The organism is Nocardia sichangensis, from assembly GCF_047200615.1.
In the GTDB taxonomy this organism is placed as follows: Bacteria; Actinomycetota; Actinomycetes; order Mycobacteriales; family Mycobacteriaceae; genus Nocardia; species Nocardia sichangensis.
Window position 1 is genome coordinate 69,181 of the sequence record NZ_JBJZOK010000003.1, and the last position, 15,480, is coordinate 84,660.

At 69.0% G+C, this 15,480-nt stretch carries 15 protein-coding genes; 5 read left to right on the top strand and 10 right to left on the bottom strand.

Features of this window, described 5'->3' with window-relative positions; genetic code table 11:
* Window positions 1-95: 95 nt before the first annotated feature.
* The 4 genes from ACL03I_RS05065 to ACL03I_RS05080 all read right to left on the bottom strand — a co-directional run bounded on the left by ACL03I_RS05065 (window position 96) and on the right by ACL03I_RS05080 (window position 3,311).
* Window positions 96-1,049: an asparaginase gene (locus ACL03I_RS05065; protein WP_355076967.1), complete on the bottom strand. Its 954-nt coding sequence runs from the start codon at window positions 1,047-1,049 to the stop codon at window positions 96-98.
* Complete coding sequence (locus ACL03I_RS05070; RefSeq protein WP_412805227.1) at window positions 1,046-1,762, bottom strand: MOSC domain-containing protein; 717 nt, start codon at window positions 1,760-1,762, stop codon at window positions 1,046-1,048. Before ACL03I_RS05070 ends, ACL03I_RS05065 begins: the two co-directional genes overlap by 4 nt.
* Window positions 1,763-1,863: 101 nt before the next feature.
* Window positions 1,864-2,976: a CAF17-like 4Fe-4S cluster assembly/insertion protein YgfZ gene (ygfZ, locus tag ACL03I_RS05075; RefSeq protein ID WP_355076971.1), complete on the bottom strand. Its 1,113-nt coding sequence runs from the start codon at window positions 2,974-2,976 to the stop codon at window positions 1,864-1,866.
* Between the two features lie 89 nt (window positions 2,977-3,065).
* Entirely contained in the window at window positions 3,066-3,311 is a 246-nt protein-coding gene (locus ACL03I_RS05080) for a hypothetical protein (protein WP_355077071.1), read from the bottom strand.
* Between ACL03I_RS05080 and ACL03I_RS05085 the strand changes: the two genes are divergently transcribed.
* The 5 genes from ACL03I_RS05085 (at window position 3,219) to cydC (ending at window position 10,660) form a co-directional block, all read left to right on the top strand.
* On the top strand, window positions 3,219-4,079 hold the full coding sequence (locus ACL03I_RS05085; protein WP_355077065.1) for an aminodeoxychorismate lyase: 861 nt from the start codon (window positions 3,219-3,221) through the stop codon (window positions 4,077-4,079). The genes ACL03I_RS05080 and ACL03I_RS05085 overlap by 93 nt on opposite strands.
* A gap of 176 nt (window positions 4,080-4,255) precedes the next feature.
* Window positions 4,256-5,746 carry a cytochrome ubiquinol oxidase subunit I gene (locus tag ACL03I_RS05090; RefSeq protein WP_364425050.1) on the top strand — a complete coding sequence of 497 codons (1,491 nt, stop codon included), beginning with the start codon at window positions 4,256-4,258 and terminating at the stop codon, window positions 5,744-5,746.
* A gap of 9 nt (window positions 5,747-5,755) precedes the next feature.
* A complete protein-coding gene (gene cydB, locus ACL03I_RS05095; protein WP_355076974.1) occupies window positions 5,756-6,787 on the top strand; it encodes a cytochrome d ubiquinol oxidase subunit II in 1,032 nt (343 codons plus the stop codon).
* A gap of 4 nt (window positions 6,788-6,791) precedes the next feature.
* The gene (locus tag ACL03I_RS05100; RefSeq protein ID WP_412805228.1) at window positions 6,792-8,879 is read left to right on the top strand and encodes an ABC transporter ATP-binding protein/permease; all 2,088 of its coding nucleotides are present in this window, start codon (window positions 6,792-6,794) and stop codon (window positions 8,877-8,879) included.
* A 71-nt stretch (window positions 8,880-8,950) separates the two neighbouring features.
* The gene (cydC, locus tag ACL03I_RS05105) at window positions 8,951-10,660 is read left to right on the top strand and encodes a thiol reductant ABC exporter subunit CydC (RefSeq protein WP_412805368.1); all 1,710 of its coding nucleotides are present in this window, start codon (window positions 8,951-8,953) and stop codon (window positions 10,658-10,660) included.
* Between the two features lie 476 nt (window positions 10,661-11,136).
* Here the strand turns inward: cydC and ACL03I_RS05110 are convergent, their stop codons facing one another.
* The 6 genes from ACL03I_RS05110 to ACL03I_RS05135 form a co-directional block, all read right to left on the bottom strand.
* Complete coding sequence (locus ACL03I_RS05110; RefSeq protein ID WP_355076977.1) at window positions 11,137-11,844, bottom strand: heme-binding beta-barrel domain-containing protein; 708 nt, start codon at window positions 11,842-11,844, stop codon at window positions 11,137-11,139.
* A 189-nt stretch (window positions 11,845-12,033) separates the two neighbouring features.
* Entirely contained in the window at window positions 12,034-12,339 is a 306-nt protein-coding gene (locus ACL03I_RS05115) for a DUF1416 domain-containing protein (protein WP_063023277.1), read from the bottom strand.
* 5 nt (window positions 12,340-12,344) lie between these two features.
* A complete protein-coding gene (locus tag ACL03I_RS05120) occupies window positions 12,345-13,178 on the bottom strand; it encodes a sulfurtransferase (protein WP_355076979.1) in 834 nt (277 codons plus the stop codon).
* 29 nt (window positions 13,179-13,207) lie between these two features.
* Complete coding sequence (locus tag ACL03I_RS05125; RefSeq protein ID WP_364425042.1) at window positions 13,208-13,702, bottom strand: DUF4395 domain-containing protein; 495 nt, start codon at window positions 13,700-13,702, stop codon at window positions 13,208-13,210.
* Window positions 13,703-13,990: 288 nt separating this feature from the next.
* Window positions 13,991-14,434 carry a thioredoxin family protein gene (locus tag ACL03I_RS05130; protein ID WP_379250435.1) on the bottom strand — a complete coding sequence of 148 codons (444 nt, stop codon included), beginning with the start codon at window positions 14,432-14,434 and terminating at the stop codon, window positions 13,991-13,993.
* Complete coding sequence (locus tag ACL03I_RS05135; RefSeq protein ID WP_355076984.1) at window positions 14,431-15,231, bottom strand: LmeA family phospholipid-binding protein; 801 nt, start codon at window positions 15,229-15,231, stop codon at window positions 14,431-14,433. The genes ACL03I_RS05130 and ACL03I_RS05135 overlap by 4 nt, the downstream gene beginning before the upstream one ends.
* Window positions 15,232-15,480 lie beyond the last annotated feature (249 nt).

A 15,480-nucleotide genomic window follows, 5' to 3' on the forward strand; every position in this document is an offset into this window, starting at 1 on the left:
ACTTTAGCGTGTGTCCGGCGGTCTCGCTTCCAGGAGTGGGTGAAGAACTCCGGAACCAGTGCCGTTTGCCCGCTTGTCGCCCTGCCGTGGAATAGCTAGACGACCCCGGGTATAGCACGAATCACACCGACTCGGATACCCCCGCCCAGCACCGCGGGGGCCGCCAGCTCCGCGTGCGCATCGGTCCACTCGATTCCCATTCGGTGCAGAATCGCCAGCGTCAGCGGCATTCGCGCGCGATCGTGGCCGTCTTCGATCTTGTACGCGAAAGCCGATCCGTCCGGCAGCGCGCCCGCGTGCACACCATCCGCGCCGATCTTGCACACCAGCCCGGGAGTGGCCAGCATGGTCAGCAGATCGGGCGCGTTCGTGCCGGAAATCACTCGCGGATGCGCGCGCACCGCGTCGGCGACCCGGCGTTCCGGGCTCCCCGGCTCGGCCGTCGCGATGGTCGAGAACACCCGCGCGAGGTTGACGAGTGAGACCGGGATGATCGGCAATCCGCAGCCGTCGATGCCCAGATCGGCTTCCGGCTCGCCGGTCAGGTCGGCCACGGTCGCGATCACCGCGCGCTGCAGCGGATGCGCCCGGTCCTGGTAGCCCTCGGTCGGCCAGCCGTTGATCGCGCAGGTCGCGAGCATCGCCGCGTGTTTGCCCGAGCAGTTCATGTAGATGGGGCGGGGTTGTCCTCCGCCGGACAGCAGCGCGGTGCGGGCGCCCTCGTCGTACGGCAGATCGGCCGGGCAGGCCAGGGCGGATTCGGGCAGGCCGAACCGGTCCAGCAGCCTGCGCACCAGCGCGACATGGTCGGGTTCGCCGTAGTGCGAGGCGGTGGCGATCGCCAGTTCGGCGTCATCGACCGGCTGGAAACCGTTGCGCAGCAGGGTGATCGCCTGCATCGGCTTGTTCGTCGAGCGCGGGAAGATCGGCAGGTGCACTTCGCCGAGTTCGAGGGTGGGCTCGCCCGCGGCGTCGAGCACCACCACCGAGCCGCGGTGCACGCATTCACGGAAGCCCGAGCGGACCACTTCGACCAGTTCCACACTCACGATTTCGCTCCCGTGCCGATGTCGTCGGTGCTCGTCGTCGCGTGCCGGTGCGCGGTGGCGCGCACGGCGTTGCCATGCCTGCGCGCGTGCCGTTCCACTTGCATGCGCACGTCGTCGGAGATGGTCGGCTCGTCGGCGAGCAGGATCGCCAGCAGATCCGGATCGGCGCCGGTGAACAGATCGCGGACCGTGATGCCGTGCTCGGGGACGTGTACCACCGAGATCCGGTCGCCCGCCGCGATCGTGCCCTCGGTGAGCACCCGCAGATAGGCGCCGGTATCGCTGCGCAGGGTGAACCGTTTGACCCACTGCAGCTCGCCGCTCCAGTGCTGGAACGTGGCGCACGGCACGCGCGGAGCGCTCACCTCCAGCACGGTGTCACCGACCGTCCAGCGCGCGCCGATCACCGAGTCGCTGACCGGAAGGCCACGCACGCGCAGGTTTTCGCCGAACCAGCCCGCGGGCAGTTCCCGGCCGAGCTCCGTGCCCCAGCGGCGGGCGTCCTCGTCGGCGTAGGCGTAGACGGCCTGGTGCACGCCGCCGTGATGCTTGGTGTTGCAGACGTGATCGCCGTCCAAGCCGAGGGCGCGTACCGCGACTCGTCCCGCCGCCGGGCGCTTGTCGATGGCGCTGCGACCGACCCTTCCCGGTACCTCGATATCGGCGTGCACGACGCACGCCGCGAGCACCTCTCCGGAATCACCGACGCGCATGAACGGCGCTCCTCTCGTCACGAATGGGGAACTCGGCGCTGAGCAAGAGTGCGGATGTCGGCTGAGGAAAACGTCCCGCTTGCCGGTGGCCGGTCAACAGGTCAGCGCCCACGCAGCCGGTCGACCGCGAGCCGGCCCGCTTGCGGTTCGTCGTCGGAGGGCATCGAATCGGGATCGATGGACGCCGCGACCGGGCCGGCGACCAGCGCGGTGTCGGCCGGAACCGCGCGCTTGACCAGCGCGAGGGCGATCGGGCCGAGTTCGAAGTGGTCGACGACCGTGCCGAGCCTGCCGACCGCGCGGCCGCCGGCGGTGACGTCGTCGCCGATGACCGGGCGCTCGTCCGCCGAGCCGTCCAGGTGCAGCAGCAACAGGTGCCGCGGCGGCTTGCCGAGGTTGTGCACCCTGGCCACCGTCTCCTGGCCGCGGTAGCAGCCCTTGTCCAGGTGGACGGCTCCGTGTTCGGCGACGCCGCCGATCCAGCGGGCCTCGTGCGGGATGGTCCGCTCGTCGGTGTCCGATCCGATCCGCGGCCGGACGGCCGCGACGCGCAATGCCTCGAACGCCCACATTCCGGCGGGAACGGCGCCTGCCGCGGTGAGCCGGTCCCACAGGCCGGTCAGCTGATCGCGCGGGACGACCAAGTCGAAGGAGTCGGCCGTCGGCCACGGCATCCGGCGCAAGAATCCGCCGCCGGGCAGCGGCGTCGCCTCGTACACGCCGGGAAGGGCGGTGATGCCGAGTGTTTCGGCCAGGTCTGCCACTCCGGGGCCGAGCAGACTGAGTACCGCGTGGTCGGCGGCTTCGGGTTTGGCATCGGCCCAGAAGACCATCTTCTGCAGGAACGCGAGCAGGTCGGGTCCGCGCTCGGCTTCGGTATCGATCCAGACGGCGCCGTCCAGTTCGGTGAGCACGAAGTGATGCTGGACCCGGCCGTTCAAATCCAGGTCGAGGTTCTCGGCGGACTGCCCGTCGCCGAGGGTGGCGACATGTTGACTGGAGATGGTGTGCAACCAGGAGAGCCGCTCCGCGCCGGTGATGCGCAGCACGAATCGGTGTGACCGGTCGACGATCGCGGCGCGCTGCACCGCGGCGCGCTGCTCGCCGAACGGATCGCCGTAATGCCACGCGACGGCGGCGTCGGGCGAACCCGCCGCTCCCGCGACGGCTCCCGACACACTGAGGATGGGGCTGGGCGCAACGACCACGGACACCTCTCCCACTCTAGGCGGGCCCGCCCGGCGGTGCGCGAACCGGGCCAGGGCGCCGGAGAACGGCATAGCCGATCGGCATTGTCCGAGCATTACAGCGGGCCGCGTGGGGCGGCTGCACAAAAGGTCTGGCAAAAGCGGCCGTGACATAGGCATTGTCCGCTCACACCGCCTACGCTCGTCGCATGGTGGATCGAGTTCTGGTAACTCTCGATGGCGCGGTCCGGGATGCGGATGCGCCGTTGTTGTTTGCGGACGATATTGGCGTATTGCGTGGCGATGGTGTCTTCGAAACGGTGCTCGTGCGCGCGGGCGTCGCGTGTGCGATCGAATTTCATCTAGGCAGATTGCGCCGCTCCGCCCAGGCGCTCGATCTGCCCGAGCCGGAACTGGGCAAATGGCGCGAGGCGGTGGAGACCGCCGCCAAGGAGTGGGGCAGCGAGCGCGAAGGCGTGATGCGGCTGGTGCTCACCCGCGGGCGCGACTCCGAGTTGGCCGCAACGCCCGACAAGGTCAAGACCGGTGACCTCGCCGCCGCCGTGCCCGTGCCGACCGCTTTCGTGCTCGTGGTGCCGGTGCCCGAGCGCGTCGAGAAGGCCCGCGCCGAGGGCGTCGCCGTGGTGAGCCTGTCGCGGGGCATCTCGGTCGACCTCGCGCAAGCGGCGCCATGGCAACTGCTCGGTGCCAAGACGCTGTCCTATGCCACCAATATGGCCGCCCTGCGGTTCGCCGCGCGGATGGGCGCGGAGGACGTGATCTTCACCAGCACGGAGAACCGGGTGCTGGAGGGGCCGCGATCCACCGTGGTGATCGCCCGCGACAAGCAGCTGATCACGCCGCCCGCGAAGAACGGTGTGCTGCCCGGCGTCACTCAGCGCGCGCTGTTCGCCGAAGCCGAGAAGGCCGGCTGGCAATGCCGCTACGACTCGCTGTTCACCGCCGACCTGCTCACCTGCGACAGCATCTGGATGCTGTCGAGCATTTCGCTTGCGGCGCGGGTGAATTCGCTGGACGGGCTGCGGATGTCCGCGCCGGACAACGCCGAAGAGATCATCGGGCTGGTCGATCGCGGTATCGAGCGGGCGGGAGCCATCGGCGACTGGTGAGTGTGCGCCGCTCCGTGATCTCCGTCCTACTCGGGCGGGCACGGGGCGGTGATGAGCACGGAAAACAGGCCGAACAGGCAGTATCAGCCCTGGTGGCGTGGCCTAGGACTCATTTTTCGAGGTCTGCTCCGGCGTAGGCTTTACTACGACATGTCGTAGACACGCAGGAGGCCGGCTTGAACGCCTTGGACATCTCCCGATGGCAGTTCGGCATCACAACCGTTTACCACTTCCTGCTGGTGCCGCTGACCATCGGTCTCGCGCCGCTGGTCGCTGCCATGCAGACGGCATGGGTCGTCACCGGCAAGCAGCACTGGCTGCGGCTGACGAAGTTCTTCGGCAAGCTGTTCCTGATCAACTTCGCGCTCGGCGTCGCGACCGGCATCGTGCAGGAGTTCCAGTTCGGCATGAACTGGAGCGAGTACTCCCGCTTCGTCGGTGACGTGTTCGGCGCCCCGCTCGCGCTGGAAGGGCTGATCGCCTTCTTCATGGAGTCGACCTTCCTCGGACTGTGGATCTTCGGCTGGACCCGGTTGCCGAAACTGCTGCACCTCGGCGCGATTTGGATGGTCGCGATCGGCGTGAACGCCTCGGCGTATTTCATCGTCGCGGCCAACTCGTTCATGCAGCATCCGGTCGGCGCCCGCTACAACCCGGAAACCGGTCGCGCGGAGCTGGAGAGCATCGTGAAGGTGCTCACCAACAACACCTTGCTGGCGGCTTTCCCGCACGTGGTGGCCGGATCCTTCCTCACGGCGGGCACCTTCGTCGTCGGCATCGCCGGTTGGTGGATGGTGCGCAACGCGCGCAGTGGCGACGAGGCGAAGTCGGCTGACGCGCGCGAGATGTGGCGGCCCGCCGCGCGTGCGGGCATCGTCGTGGTGATCGCGGCGATGGCCGCTCTGGTCTACACCGGCGACGTGCAGGGCAAGCTGATGTTCGAGCAGCAGCCGATGAAGATGGCCTCGGCGGAATCGCTGTGCCACACCGCCCTCGACCCCGATTTCTCCGTGCTGACCGTCGGCACGCACAACAACTGCGACAGCGTGACGCACGTGCTCGAAGTGCCCTATGTGCTGCCCTGGCTGGCGAAGGGGGAGTTCACCGGTGTGACGCTGGACGGCGTCGTCGACCTGCAGAAGACCTACAACGAGAAGTTCGGTGTCGGTGACTACCGGCCCAACCTGTTCGTCACCTACTGGTCGTTCCGTGCCATGATCGGGCTGTCGGCGGGTTCGGTGCTGCTCGCGCTGGCCGGGCTCTGGCTGACCCGCCGCGGACGAGTGCCGGACCAGCGCTGGTTCGCCTGGCTGAGCCTGCTGGCCATCCCCACCCCGTTTTTGGCCAACAGCGCCGGGTGGGTGTTCACCGAGATGGGGCGGCAGCCCTGGGTGGTCGCGCCCAACCCAACCGGCGACCCGAATCTGCGCCTCACCGTTCAGCAGGGCGTCTCCGATCACGCGCCAGGCGTCGTGCTGTTCTCGCTGATCACCTTCACGCTGCTGTACGGCGCGCTCGCGTTCGTGTGGTTCTTCCTGATGCGCCGGTACGTGATCCACGGACCGGATCCGGCGGCGCCCGCCGCCGAGCCGCACGACACGGATACGACTTCGGGCGAACGCCGCCTCGAAGAGCCCGCCGTCGAACAACTTTCGTTCGCCTACTAGGAGCCGGCGATGAGTCTGCAAGAGTTCTGGTTCGTCCTGATCGGTGTGCTGTTCACCGGCTACTTCGTGCTGGAGGGCTTCGATTTCGGCGTCGGCATGCTCATGCCGATCCTCGGCAAGGGGTCCGACCGGCGCAGGCGCGCGGTGCTCAACACGATCGGGCCGGTGTGGGACGCCAACGAAGTCTGGTTGATCACCGCGGGCGCCGCGATGTTCGCGGCGTTCCCGGAGTGGTACGCGAGCCTGTTCTCCGGCTTCTACCTGGCGTTGCTGCTGGTGCTCGTCGCGCTGATCCTGCGGATCTGCGCCATCGAGTACCGCGGCAAGATCGATGATCCGCGCTGGCGGGCCCGCTGCGACATCGGCATCGGCATCGGCTCCTGGGTTCCGGCGCTGGCGTGGGGCTGGGTGTTCGCCAATGTGGTGCACGGTGTCCCGCTGAACGAGAAGAAGCAGTTCGCGGGCTCGGTCGCCGACTTGTTCGGCCCCTACGCCCTGCTCGGCGGGCTGGCGACCGGACTGCTGTTCGCGCTGCACGGAGCGATGTTCCTGGTGCTCAAGACCGCGGGCGAGGTCCGCGACGACGCACGACGCACCGCTCGGCTGCTGCTCGTCCCGACCGTGGTCGTCGTCGGCGGATTCGGATTGTGGACGCAGCTGGCCTACGGGAACGACTGGACCTGGATCCCATTGGGGCTGGCCGTGCTCGGTCTGGTCGTGGCGGCGGCGGCCGATCTCGCGCAGCGCGACGGGTGGGCGTTCACCGGCACCACGGTGACCGTCGCGGCGGCGACCGCGCTGCTGTTCGGTTCGCTGTTCCCCGCGGTGCTTCCCTCGACGATCGATGCGGCGTTCGACCTGACGGTTTACAACGCGTCCTCCACGCCGTACACGCTGAAGGTGATGAGCTGGGCCGCCGCGCTGGTCACGCCGGTCGTGCTGGTGTACCAGGGCTGGACGTACTGGGTGTTCCGCAAGCGCATCACCGTCGAGCAGATCCCGCCCCCGGTCGGCCTGCCCCTGCGGGTCGCGCAGGATTGACGCCATGGCCCGCCCGCCGATCGATCCGCGCCTGTGGCGTTATGCCCGCTCGGCGCGCAGCTACCTCGCGCTGAGCGTGGCGCTGTCGCTCGTCGTCACCGGCGCGATCGTGGTCGCGGCGGTGCTGATCGGGCGGGTGCTCGCCGGGGTGGTCACCGATCCGAGTGCGCGCACGCTCGGCGCGTGGACGGTCGAACTCGTCGTGCTCGCGGTCGCGATCGCGGCCCGGGTGCTCGCCACGTGGGCGCAGTCCCGGCTGGCGCACCGAGCGGGCGCGAGCGTGGTGGCGGAGCTGGAAGGCGCGGTGCTCGATGCGGGCGCACGGCTGTCGCCTCGCGAACTCGACGCACGTCGAACGGAATTGGCCGTGGTCGTCGGCACGGGCCTGTCCGGGCTGCGCGGATATCTCGTCGGCTACCTGCCCGCTCTGCTGCTGGCGGTGCTGGTTCCGCCGATCGTGCTCGCGGTCATCGCGGCCCACGATGTGACTTCCGGTGTGATCGTGGTGATCACCTTGCCGCTCATCCCGATCTTCATGATCCTCATCGGGCTGCTGACCCAGGGGCGGGCGGAAGCCACGCTCGCGGCCACCACCCGGCTGTCGGACCAAATGCTCGATCTGTTCGCGGGCATGCCGACATTGCGTGCGCTCGGCCGCGAGACCGGCGACGCGCAGCCCGAGCCCACTGCGCGGGGACAGCGGAACGACACCGGGACGGGCGGTTCGACCGCACACGCGCACACCATGCGGCACCGTGTTCGCGATCTCGGCGACGCGCTGCGCCGGCGCACCATGGGCGCGCTCCGCATCGCCTTTCTGTCTTCCATGGTGCTGGAGTTGCTCGCCACGCTGAGCGTGGCACTGATCGCGGTCTCCATCGGGCTGCGACTGGTCTTCGGTGAGATGAGTCTTTACGCGGGCTTGGTGGTGCTGGTGCTCGCCCCGGAGGTGTATCTGCCGCTGCGCATGGTGGGCGAACGTTTCCACGCCGCCCAGGACGGTATGGCGGCCGCGGACCGAGCGTTCGCGATCCTCGAGTCCACGCCCGCCGAGCCGACCGAGCGGCTACCCGGCCACGGCGCGCGGCGAGCGGCGGCGCACGCCGGTGTGGGCGCACCGGACGAGTCGGCCCACGCGGGTACATGCGACTGTCGACGCACCGAGCCGGAGAAGGCCGTGGTGACGGCTCGCCGCGGCAGTCCCCAGGACTCCGGCGCGGCGACGGCGCCTGACCACGAGCCGGTCGAGTCGCTGCCCAGCCGGGGCGTGCAGGGGGTGGCGCGCGTCGATGCGGTGCGGGACGAGTCGACGCGCGCCGGTGCATGCGACCGCTGTGCCTTGCCGGAGGAAGCCGGGGTGACGGCTCGCCGCAGCAGCTCCGAGTGGCCTGGCACGGTCGAACTCCGCGACCTGTCGGTCCGGGCGCGGGACGGGTTCGCTCCCGCGGGCCTGTCGGCGATCTTGCGGCCCGGTGCCCTCACGGTGCTCGCCGGTCCCAACGGAAGCGGTAAATCTACCGCGGTACAGGCGATTCTGGGCCTGATCACACCCGACCGAGGTGCCGTGACCGTCGACGGGGTGGACGTCCGCGAACTGGACCAGGACCAATGGTGGGCGCGTGTGGCTTGGCTGCCGCAGCGGCCGGTGCTGGTTCCCGGCACATTGCGCGACAACCTCGAATTGCTCGGCGCGCGGACGGTGGACCACGCCGCACACGGCCCGGCGCGCGTCCTCGATGATCTCGAAGTCGCTTGTCTGGCAACTGGTTTCGATGCCGTGCTCGATGAACTGCCCGAGCGCTGGAACACGGTGGTCGGCCCCGGCGGCGTCGGCCTGTCGCTCGGTCAACGCCAGCGCCTCGCGCTGACCAGGGTGCTGGCCACCGATCGCCCGATCCTGCTGCTGGACGAGCCGACCGCGCACCTCGACGCCGCCGCCGAAGCCACCGTGCTGGCCGCACTCCAAGCCAGGGCCCGTATGGGCGCGACGGTCGTCGTCGTCGGCCACCGCCCGACCGTGCTGGCCGCCGCCGACCATGTCGTGCAGGTGCGCGCGGACCTGCGCACCTCGCGAGAGGAGGTGCCGGGATGAACACCGGCGGACGCGCGACGCGGGCCGTTCCGCGTGCCACCGGTTCCACGGTGCCCGGTGATCTGCGGCGAATGTGGGCGCTGCTCGAATTGTCCCGTTGGCGGGTCGCGGTGGCGATCGGATGGGGCGTGCTGGCGCTCGGCAGCGGGCTCGGGCTCGCCGCGTTGGCGGCCTGGCTGATCGCGCGCGCCTGGCAGATGCCGCCGGTGCTCGATCTGAGCATCGCCGTGGTGGCGGTGCGCGCGCTCGGCATCTCCCGTGGCTTGTGCCGGTACCTGGAACGTCTCGCCACACACGACGTCGCACTGCGCGCTATGACAACAGCGCGAACCACGGTGTACCGGACGCTGGCTCGTTCGGATTTCTGGCTGCGCCGACCCGAGGTGTCGCCGAGTGGCGGCGATCGGTCGGGCAAGCCGCTGCGCCGCGGAGATCTCCTGGTCCGGATCGGCAGCGACATCGACGACTTGGGTGCCGTGGTGGTCCGCGCGTTCGTGCCGGTCGCGGTCGCCCTCGCGCTCTCACTCGCCGCCGTCGCTCTGCTGGCCACGATCTCGCCCGCCGCCGCCGCGATCCTGGCGGGTGCGCTGGTCCTGTCGGGCATCGTCGCACCGTGGTTGTCGGCCAAGGCGGCGTCCGAGGCGGAACGCGCCGTGCGGGCCGACCGGGCGGAGTTCACCGCTCAGGCCCTCACCGTGCTCGACCACGCCGCGGAACTACGCGTAGCCGGTCGCCTGGATGCCGCCCTCGCCGCGGCCGGGCAAGCGTCGCGCCGTGCGGTCGCCGCGGAAGATCGGGCGGCCGCGCGCAGCGCCTGGTCGGCCGCTGCCACGCCCCTGTCCATCGGCGCGGCTGTCCTCGGCGCGCTGCTGATCGGCATCACCCTCTACGGCCCGGACGGCGGCTCGCCAGGCGCGATGACGCCCATGGCGCTCGTCGTCCTGGTCCTCTTGCCCTTGTCGGCCTTCGAAGCGGTCGGCCCGCTGCCCACGGCGGCGCAGACGCTGACCACGGCCCGCGCGGCCCTGCATCGCCTGGATGGACTCGACCCCGATTCGCCCCCGAGTGCGTCGGTCGGCCCGTCGGCGCGGCAGACCACCCGCCCTCCACATGCAAAGGACGCGGCGAACGTCGCTCGGACTCTTCCCATCGACGCCCATGTGCCGGAACTGCCCTGCGGACGGCGGATCGCGGTGGTCGGCCCCAGCGGCGCGGGCAAGACGACTCTGCTCATGAAGTGGGCCGGGTTGTTCGACACGCCGCGCCCCGGCGTCACCTTCTTCGCCGAAGACGCGCACCTGTTCGGCACCTCCGTGCTGGAGAATCTGCGGGTCGCCCGCGGTGATCTGACCGCGGAAGAAGCCGAAGAAGCTTTGCGAACGGTCGGTCTCGGGAACTGGCTGGACGGGCTTCCGCAGGGTGTGCACACCGATCTCGTCGGGGGAGCGGCCGCCGTGTCGGGTGGCCAGCGTCGCCGGATCCTGCTCGCGCGCGCCCTGGTGTCACCGGCGCGGGTATTGCTGCTCGACGAACCGACCGAGCACTTGGAAGCCGAAGCCGGGGCGAAGCTGCTGCGCGACCTGTTGGACGCCGACAACGGTCTCGTGGAACCGGATCGGATCGTGGTCGTCGTCACGCATCAGCTCCCGGAAGACCATCGGGCCGACGCGGTGCTGCGAGTATCCGCATCAGGGCAGGTCACGACGGACTTCGCGGGGCACGGAACGCCATGTGGCAGCGCCGATTCAGCCCACCGAGAAAATCCGTTGCCGAGCTACTGACGCATCGCTAGATTCGTTCGTACACAGGAAGGAGGTGGTTCGAAGAATGATTATTCATAGGACACGTGAGGTGGCTGTCCGCTAGCGCCACCGCTGCAGGTGGATTTCGCCCGCGCGAGCGCTAGCGAATTCCAGGCAGTCACCCGGCCCCCGAGCCCCGGTCCGTCCGACCGGACCCGTGCGACCACAATCGCACCGGTATGGCTCGGGGGCTGTTCTGTTCCGCCTCTCCGGGTATTCCGGCCGTACCAGTGGGGTGGGGTGTGGGTTGGTCACAGGGCCTGCGTTGGGGATGTGGGTGGGTTTTGGGCGTTCCCGGTGAGTTACCCATGTGCTCGCGAGATCAGGTGTTGCGTGGGGGTGGAGTCGGTCAGGGGTTGCAGCAGACCACGTACTGCGTTCCGCTGCGGCTAGCCTGCGATTGCGTTGGGCAGCGCCGAGCGCGGCGGGGTGCCGCGCTGGGCGAGGAGACATTCTCAGCCGATGTAGCGCTGGAGGCGGGCCGAGAGGCGGGGTTGGAGGGGGCCGTCGGCTACCACGCGTTCTTCGACGTAGGCCAGGTCGCCGCCCTCGACGATGCCGTAGAGGCGCTTGGCGCCGCCCACGACGATGCCGGACTGGCTGCGGATCACCACGTCGGTGGCCAGTTCCCAGGACGACTGGGACAGCGCTTGCCCGTAGAACAGCTCCACGATGCCGCCGCTGTGTGACAGCAGCAGTTCGATGACCTCGTCGTTGCCGTCGATGCCGACCCGCCAGAAGCCGCTCTCGCGCAAGTCGGGGCCGCCGTAGGCGCCGTCGGCCTCGATGACCCAGGACCGGGATTCCCAGGCGAGATAGTCGCCGCCGTCGTGTGAGACGACGATCTGCTGGCCGAAGTGGTAGTCCCCGCGCTCGGGATCGTTGCCCTCCCCCTCGCCGCGCCACACGCCCACCAGCGGGAGCAGCGCGAGCATCGAGGCGCTGAGGTCCGGGCCGAGGCGCAAGTTGGCCGTGTCCTCGGGCAGCGGAAGATCCGGTAGGACCGGGATGTTGCGGGCACCGGTCGATTTCGCTCGTTCGGCAGCCTCGGCTACGGCCTGGTCGCCGCTGCGGCGACCGGCGGAATCAGCCGGAGCGTTGCCGTTCAGTTGTTCACTCGCTCGCTCGGCCGGATTGGAACCTTCGCTCGCGAGTTCGCTCATGATTCGGTGAACAGCCGGTAGAAGACGTAGAGGCCGAACCAGCCGATCAGGACGGCCACGGCCACCAGCAGAATCTCGAAGAAGAGGACCACGTTTCGAGTCTAACGACCTCGCTTTCGCGGCGCGCAAACGGCCCCGGTGCTTCCGCGGAGCGGAAAGCGACCGGGGCCGTTCGACGACTGCGAGGTCTTACTTGGCGACCGCGACGTCCACCGCGTGGATGCCCGCGCCTTCGGGGCGCACCTCGGCGGAGCCGTTGCCCGCCGAGGACAGCGCGCGGACGGTCCACGAGCCGGGAGCCGCGAAGAACCGGAAGTCACCGGTGCCCGACGCGACGACCTCGGCGGTGAAATCACCGTTGCCGTCGAGCAGGCGCACGAACGCCCCGCCCACCGGCTGGCCGTCGGTGCTCAGGACGCGGCCGGTGATGACCGTCTCCTTCTCCACGTCGACACCGGCCGGGATTGCCTGGCCCTGGGTAGGTGCTGCACACATATGGATTACTCTCCCAACTCGATCGGAGCGCCGACGAGCGAGCCGTACTCGGTCCAGCTGCCGTCGTAGTTCTTGACGTTCTGGTGGCCCAGCAGTTCCTGCAGCACGAACCAGGTGTGCGAGGAACGCTCGCCGATCCGGCAGTACGCGATGGTCTCCTTCTCGCCGTCCAGGCCGGCTTCCTGGTAGATCTCGGTCAGCTCGGCGTCGGACTTGAAGGTGCCGTCCTCGTTCGCGGCCTTGCTCCACGGCACGTTGATGGCGCCGGGGATGTGGCCGGGACGCTGGCTCTGCTCCTGCGGGAGGTGGGCGGGCGCCAGGATCTTGCCGCTGAACTCGTCGGGCGAACGCACGTCGACCAGGTTCTTGGTGCCGATGGCCGCGATGACCTCGTCACGGAAGGCGCGGATGTTCAGGTCGGGCGCCGACGCCTTGTACTGGGTGGCGGGCCGGTTCACCGGCTCGGTCGACAGCGGACGGCCGTCGAGTTCCCACTTCTTGCGACCGCCGTCGAGCAGCTTGACGTTGTTGTGGCCGTACAGCTTGAAGTACCAGTAGGCGTACGCGGCGAACCAGTTGTTGTTGCCGCCGTACAGGATGACCTCGTCGTCGTTCGAGATGCCGCGCGCCGAGAGCAGGTCGGAGAACTGCTCCTGGTTCACGAAGTCGCGACGAACCTGATCCTGCAGGTCCTTCTTCCAGTCGAGCCGGACGGCACCCTCGATGTGACCACCGTCGTAGGCGGAGGTGTCCTCGTCGACCTCGACGAACACGACGCCGGGGGCGTTGAGGTTCTCTTCGGCCCAGTCAACGGAGACCAGGACATCGGAGCGAGCCATTGTTTTCCTTTCAGAGATGACGTGCAGGGTCAGTTCGATGCCGGTGACGGGGTCCGGCGGAGGCGGGCTACCAGCGGATAGATCCGGCAACCCAGGCAGAGCCCGAACGCCGCGTTCAGGAACGCCGCGAACAAGGCGAAGCCGGCGAACACCGCGCCGACGATCGTGGAGCCGAGCGCGAAGCCCAGCAGGCTGACGGCCGCGAACACGAAACCGAGCAACTGCGCGAACCGCAGCGGGGCCGTCGGCTCGGTCTCGGTGGTCGGCGCGAGACGCGGCGCGACGACGGCCGCGTAGATCCGGCCGTAGGGGTGGCGGCGCGGGCCGAGGGCGGCGCCGACCGCGAAGACGACTGCTTGCAGGGCGATCAACACCCCCGCGGCGACCGGCGAGAACGCGGCGGCGAGCAGCACCACGACGAGGACGCCGGTGGTCACCCATGCGGCGAATCGTGGTCCGCGCACGTCGACCCGGTCGGAAGAAACGGGGATCGCTTCGGAAGTATTACGGATCTCGGTGGACATTGTGCGTACTCCTGCGCTGAATAAGTCCGATGACTGAAAATTTGCCAATTCGCCGGGGGATCGTGAGATCGCTCGCGCGGCGGACAGGGGTCGGCGTCAGGAAATCCGGAAAAGCCGACCGCTCAGCGGCACAGGCAGCAACAACCACCGAGCCGACACAGATCCACTGTGCGGCGTCGGGTGAGCATCAGCTCGTGGTTGGTAAGCACGTCAGCAGTTTACCCAATTCGGCGGGAGAATATGGACCCGGGGTGGATCACTTCCGTCCAGGGGGCTTGTCGTCGCAGCTCAGGCCGCCGCGGTCAGCGGCTCGAGCGCGGAGTGCAGATCCGTGGCCTTGGGCACGCCGGAGATGCGGAACCGTTCCCTGCCCGCGATGTCGAAGACGAACGTGGTGGGCAGCGAGAGCACGTTCAGCTCCCGGGCGAGCGCAGGCTCGGCGTCGATGTCCACCTCGATGTCCTGCGGCGGCTGCGGTGAGCCCGCGAGCTGGCCTGTGACGTTGGCAACCACCCGGCGAACAGCGGAGCACGGTCCGCACCACTCGGCGGAGAAATGCAGTACCGCGGGACCGGCGCCGGTCACGCCGACGGACGCCAGCAGTTCCGCGCGGGCGGTGTGGGACAGGTCGATGCCGTCGGCCGCGCGGATCTTGCCGTCGCGCCGGCGCAGCAGGACGCCCACCGCCAGCGCGGCGAGCAGTACTACTGCGAGGATGGTGACTTGGATCATGGTCGCTGCAATCGGTCGAGGTCGATCGTGACGTTCACGCCCTTGCCCTCCACGACGATCTGACCGCCCTGAGCGGAGACCTTGGTAGGCCGGACACCGAACGGCAACTCCTTGGTGTCGATGGTACGGGTGAAGCGGGCGAGGACCGCCGGGCGATCGGCCTCGGTGATCACCGCCACAGGCATGGTCTCGGTGCCGGGCGGGCCGCGGTAGAACCCGGTCGCCACGATTTTCACCTGATCGCCGTCGAGGAGCAGATCGGCCTGCACGCTGACTTTTTCACCGCCGTACTGCGCGCCGGGCGTCTCCGGCATGGTTCCGGTGAGCACCAGTGCGCCCGTGGTGGTCATGCCGGAACCGCCCGATCCGCCGGTCCCGTCGGACTTGTCGGCAGGCCGCGAGTGCACCTGCAGATCGGGAATGGCGAACAGCCTGCCGAGTTCGGTCGGCTCCACGCGCAACCGGCTGTCCACGCGCTCCACCGGGACGCCGCGCAGGCTGCCGTCGACGAGTTCGCCGACCGGCAGCCGCACCCCGGTCAGCGTCGCCTCGAGCGCGATCTCCCCCGGGATGTCCAGTCGCTTCGCGCGGGCCCGGATCTCCACGTGGTCGTAGCGGCTGTCCCAGGCCTGGCCGAGGAAGGGGAAACCGTGGATCGTCACTTCGGGATCGGCGGTGAGATCGGCGCCGTCGCGCAGCGCACGGGACACGCGATACTCCGAATAGGCCGCGGTACTGAAGTCGACGACGACGGCGAACCCAGCCAGACACAGCAGGCCGATGATCAGCTTGCGCATGCTCCCCCGTCTCTCCGGGTCTCGGGCCGCGGCGGCCGGGAGCCGCGCGGCGCGCGTTCGGCTACCGCCTCGGGGGCCTCGCCGACGGCGGGCATGCCCGATACGTAACCCATGTACGCACCATATCGGTTGGCCCGGGCGGGGCTCCCGAGTGTCCTCCGGTGCGCTCGCCGACCCCGGAATGCGTGGTCATGCCTTGTTACGCGCTAATCTTGCATCCGATTACCTGTGATTAGCGACGTGGCCGCG

Coding starts and splice junctions, on each gene's coding strand:
- ACL03I_RS05125 (WP_364425042.1), bottom strand. CDS start 13,702: ATGTCCACCGAGATCCGTAATACTTCCGAAGCGATCCCCGTTTCTTCC.
- ACL03I_RS05100 (WP_412805228.1), top strand. CDS start 6,792: ATGGCCCGCCCGCCGATCGATCCGCGCCTGTGGCGTTATGCCCGCTCG.
- ACL03I_RS05130 (WP_379250435.1), bottom strand. CDS start 14,434: ATGATCCAAGTCACCATCCTCGCAGTAGTACTGCTCGCCGCGCTGGCG.
- ACL03I_RS05135 (WP_355076984.1), bottom strand. CDS start 15,231: ATGCGCAAGCTGATCATCGGCCTGCTGTGTCTGGCTGGGTTCGCCGTC.
- cydC (WP_412805368.1), top strand. CDS start 8,951: ATGTGGGCGCTGCTCGAATTGTCCCGTTGGCGGGTCGCGGTGGCGATC.
- ACL03I_RS05120 (WP_355076979.1), bottom strand. CDS start 13,178: ATGGCTCGCTCCGATGTCCTGGTCTCCGTTGACTGGGCCGAAGAGAAC.
- ACL03I_RS05115 (WP_063023277.1), bottom strand. CDS start 12,339: ATGTGTGCAGCACCTACCCAGGGCCAGGCAATCCCGGCCGGTGTCGAC.
- ACL03I_RS05080 (WP_355077071.1), bottom strand. CDS start 3,311: ATGAAATTCGATCGCACACGCGACGCCCGCGCGCACGAGCACCGTTTC.
- ACL03I_RS05110 (WP_355076977.1), bottom strand. CDS start 11,844: ATGAGCGAACTCGCGAGCGAAGGTTCCAATCCGGCCGAGCGAGCGAGT.
- cydB (WP_355076974.1), top strand. CDS start 5,756: ATGAGTCTGCAAGAGTTCTGGTTCGTCCTGATCGGTGTGCTGTTCACC.
- ACL03I_RS05070 (WP_412805227.1), bottom strand. CDS start 1,762: ATGCGCGTCGGTGATTCCGGAGAGGTGCTCGCGGCGTGCGTCGTGCAC.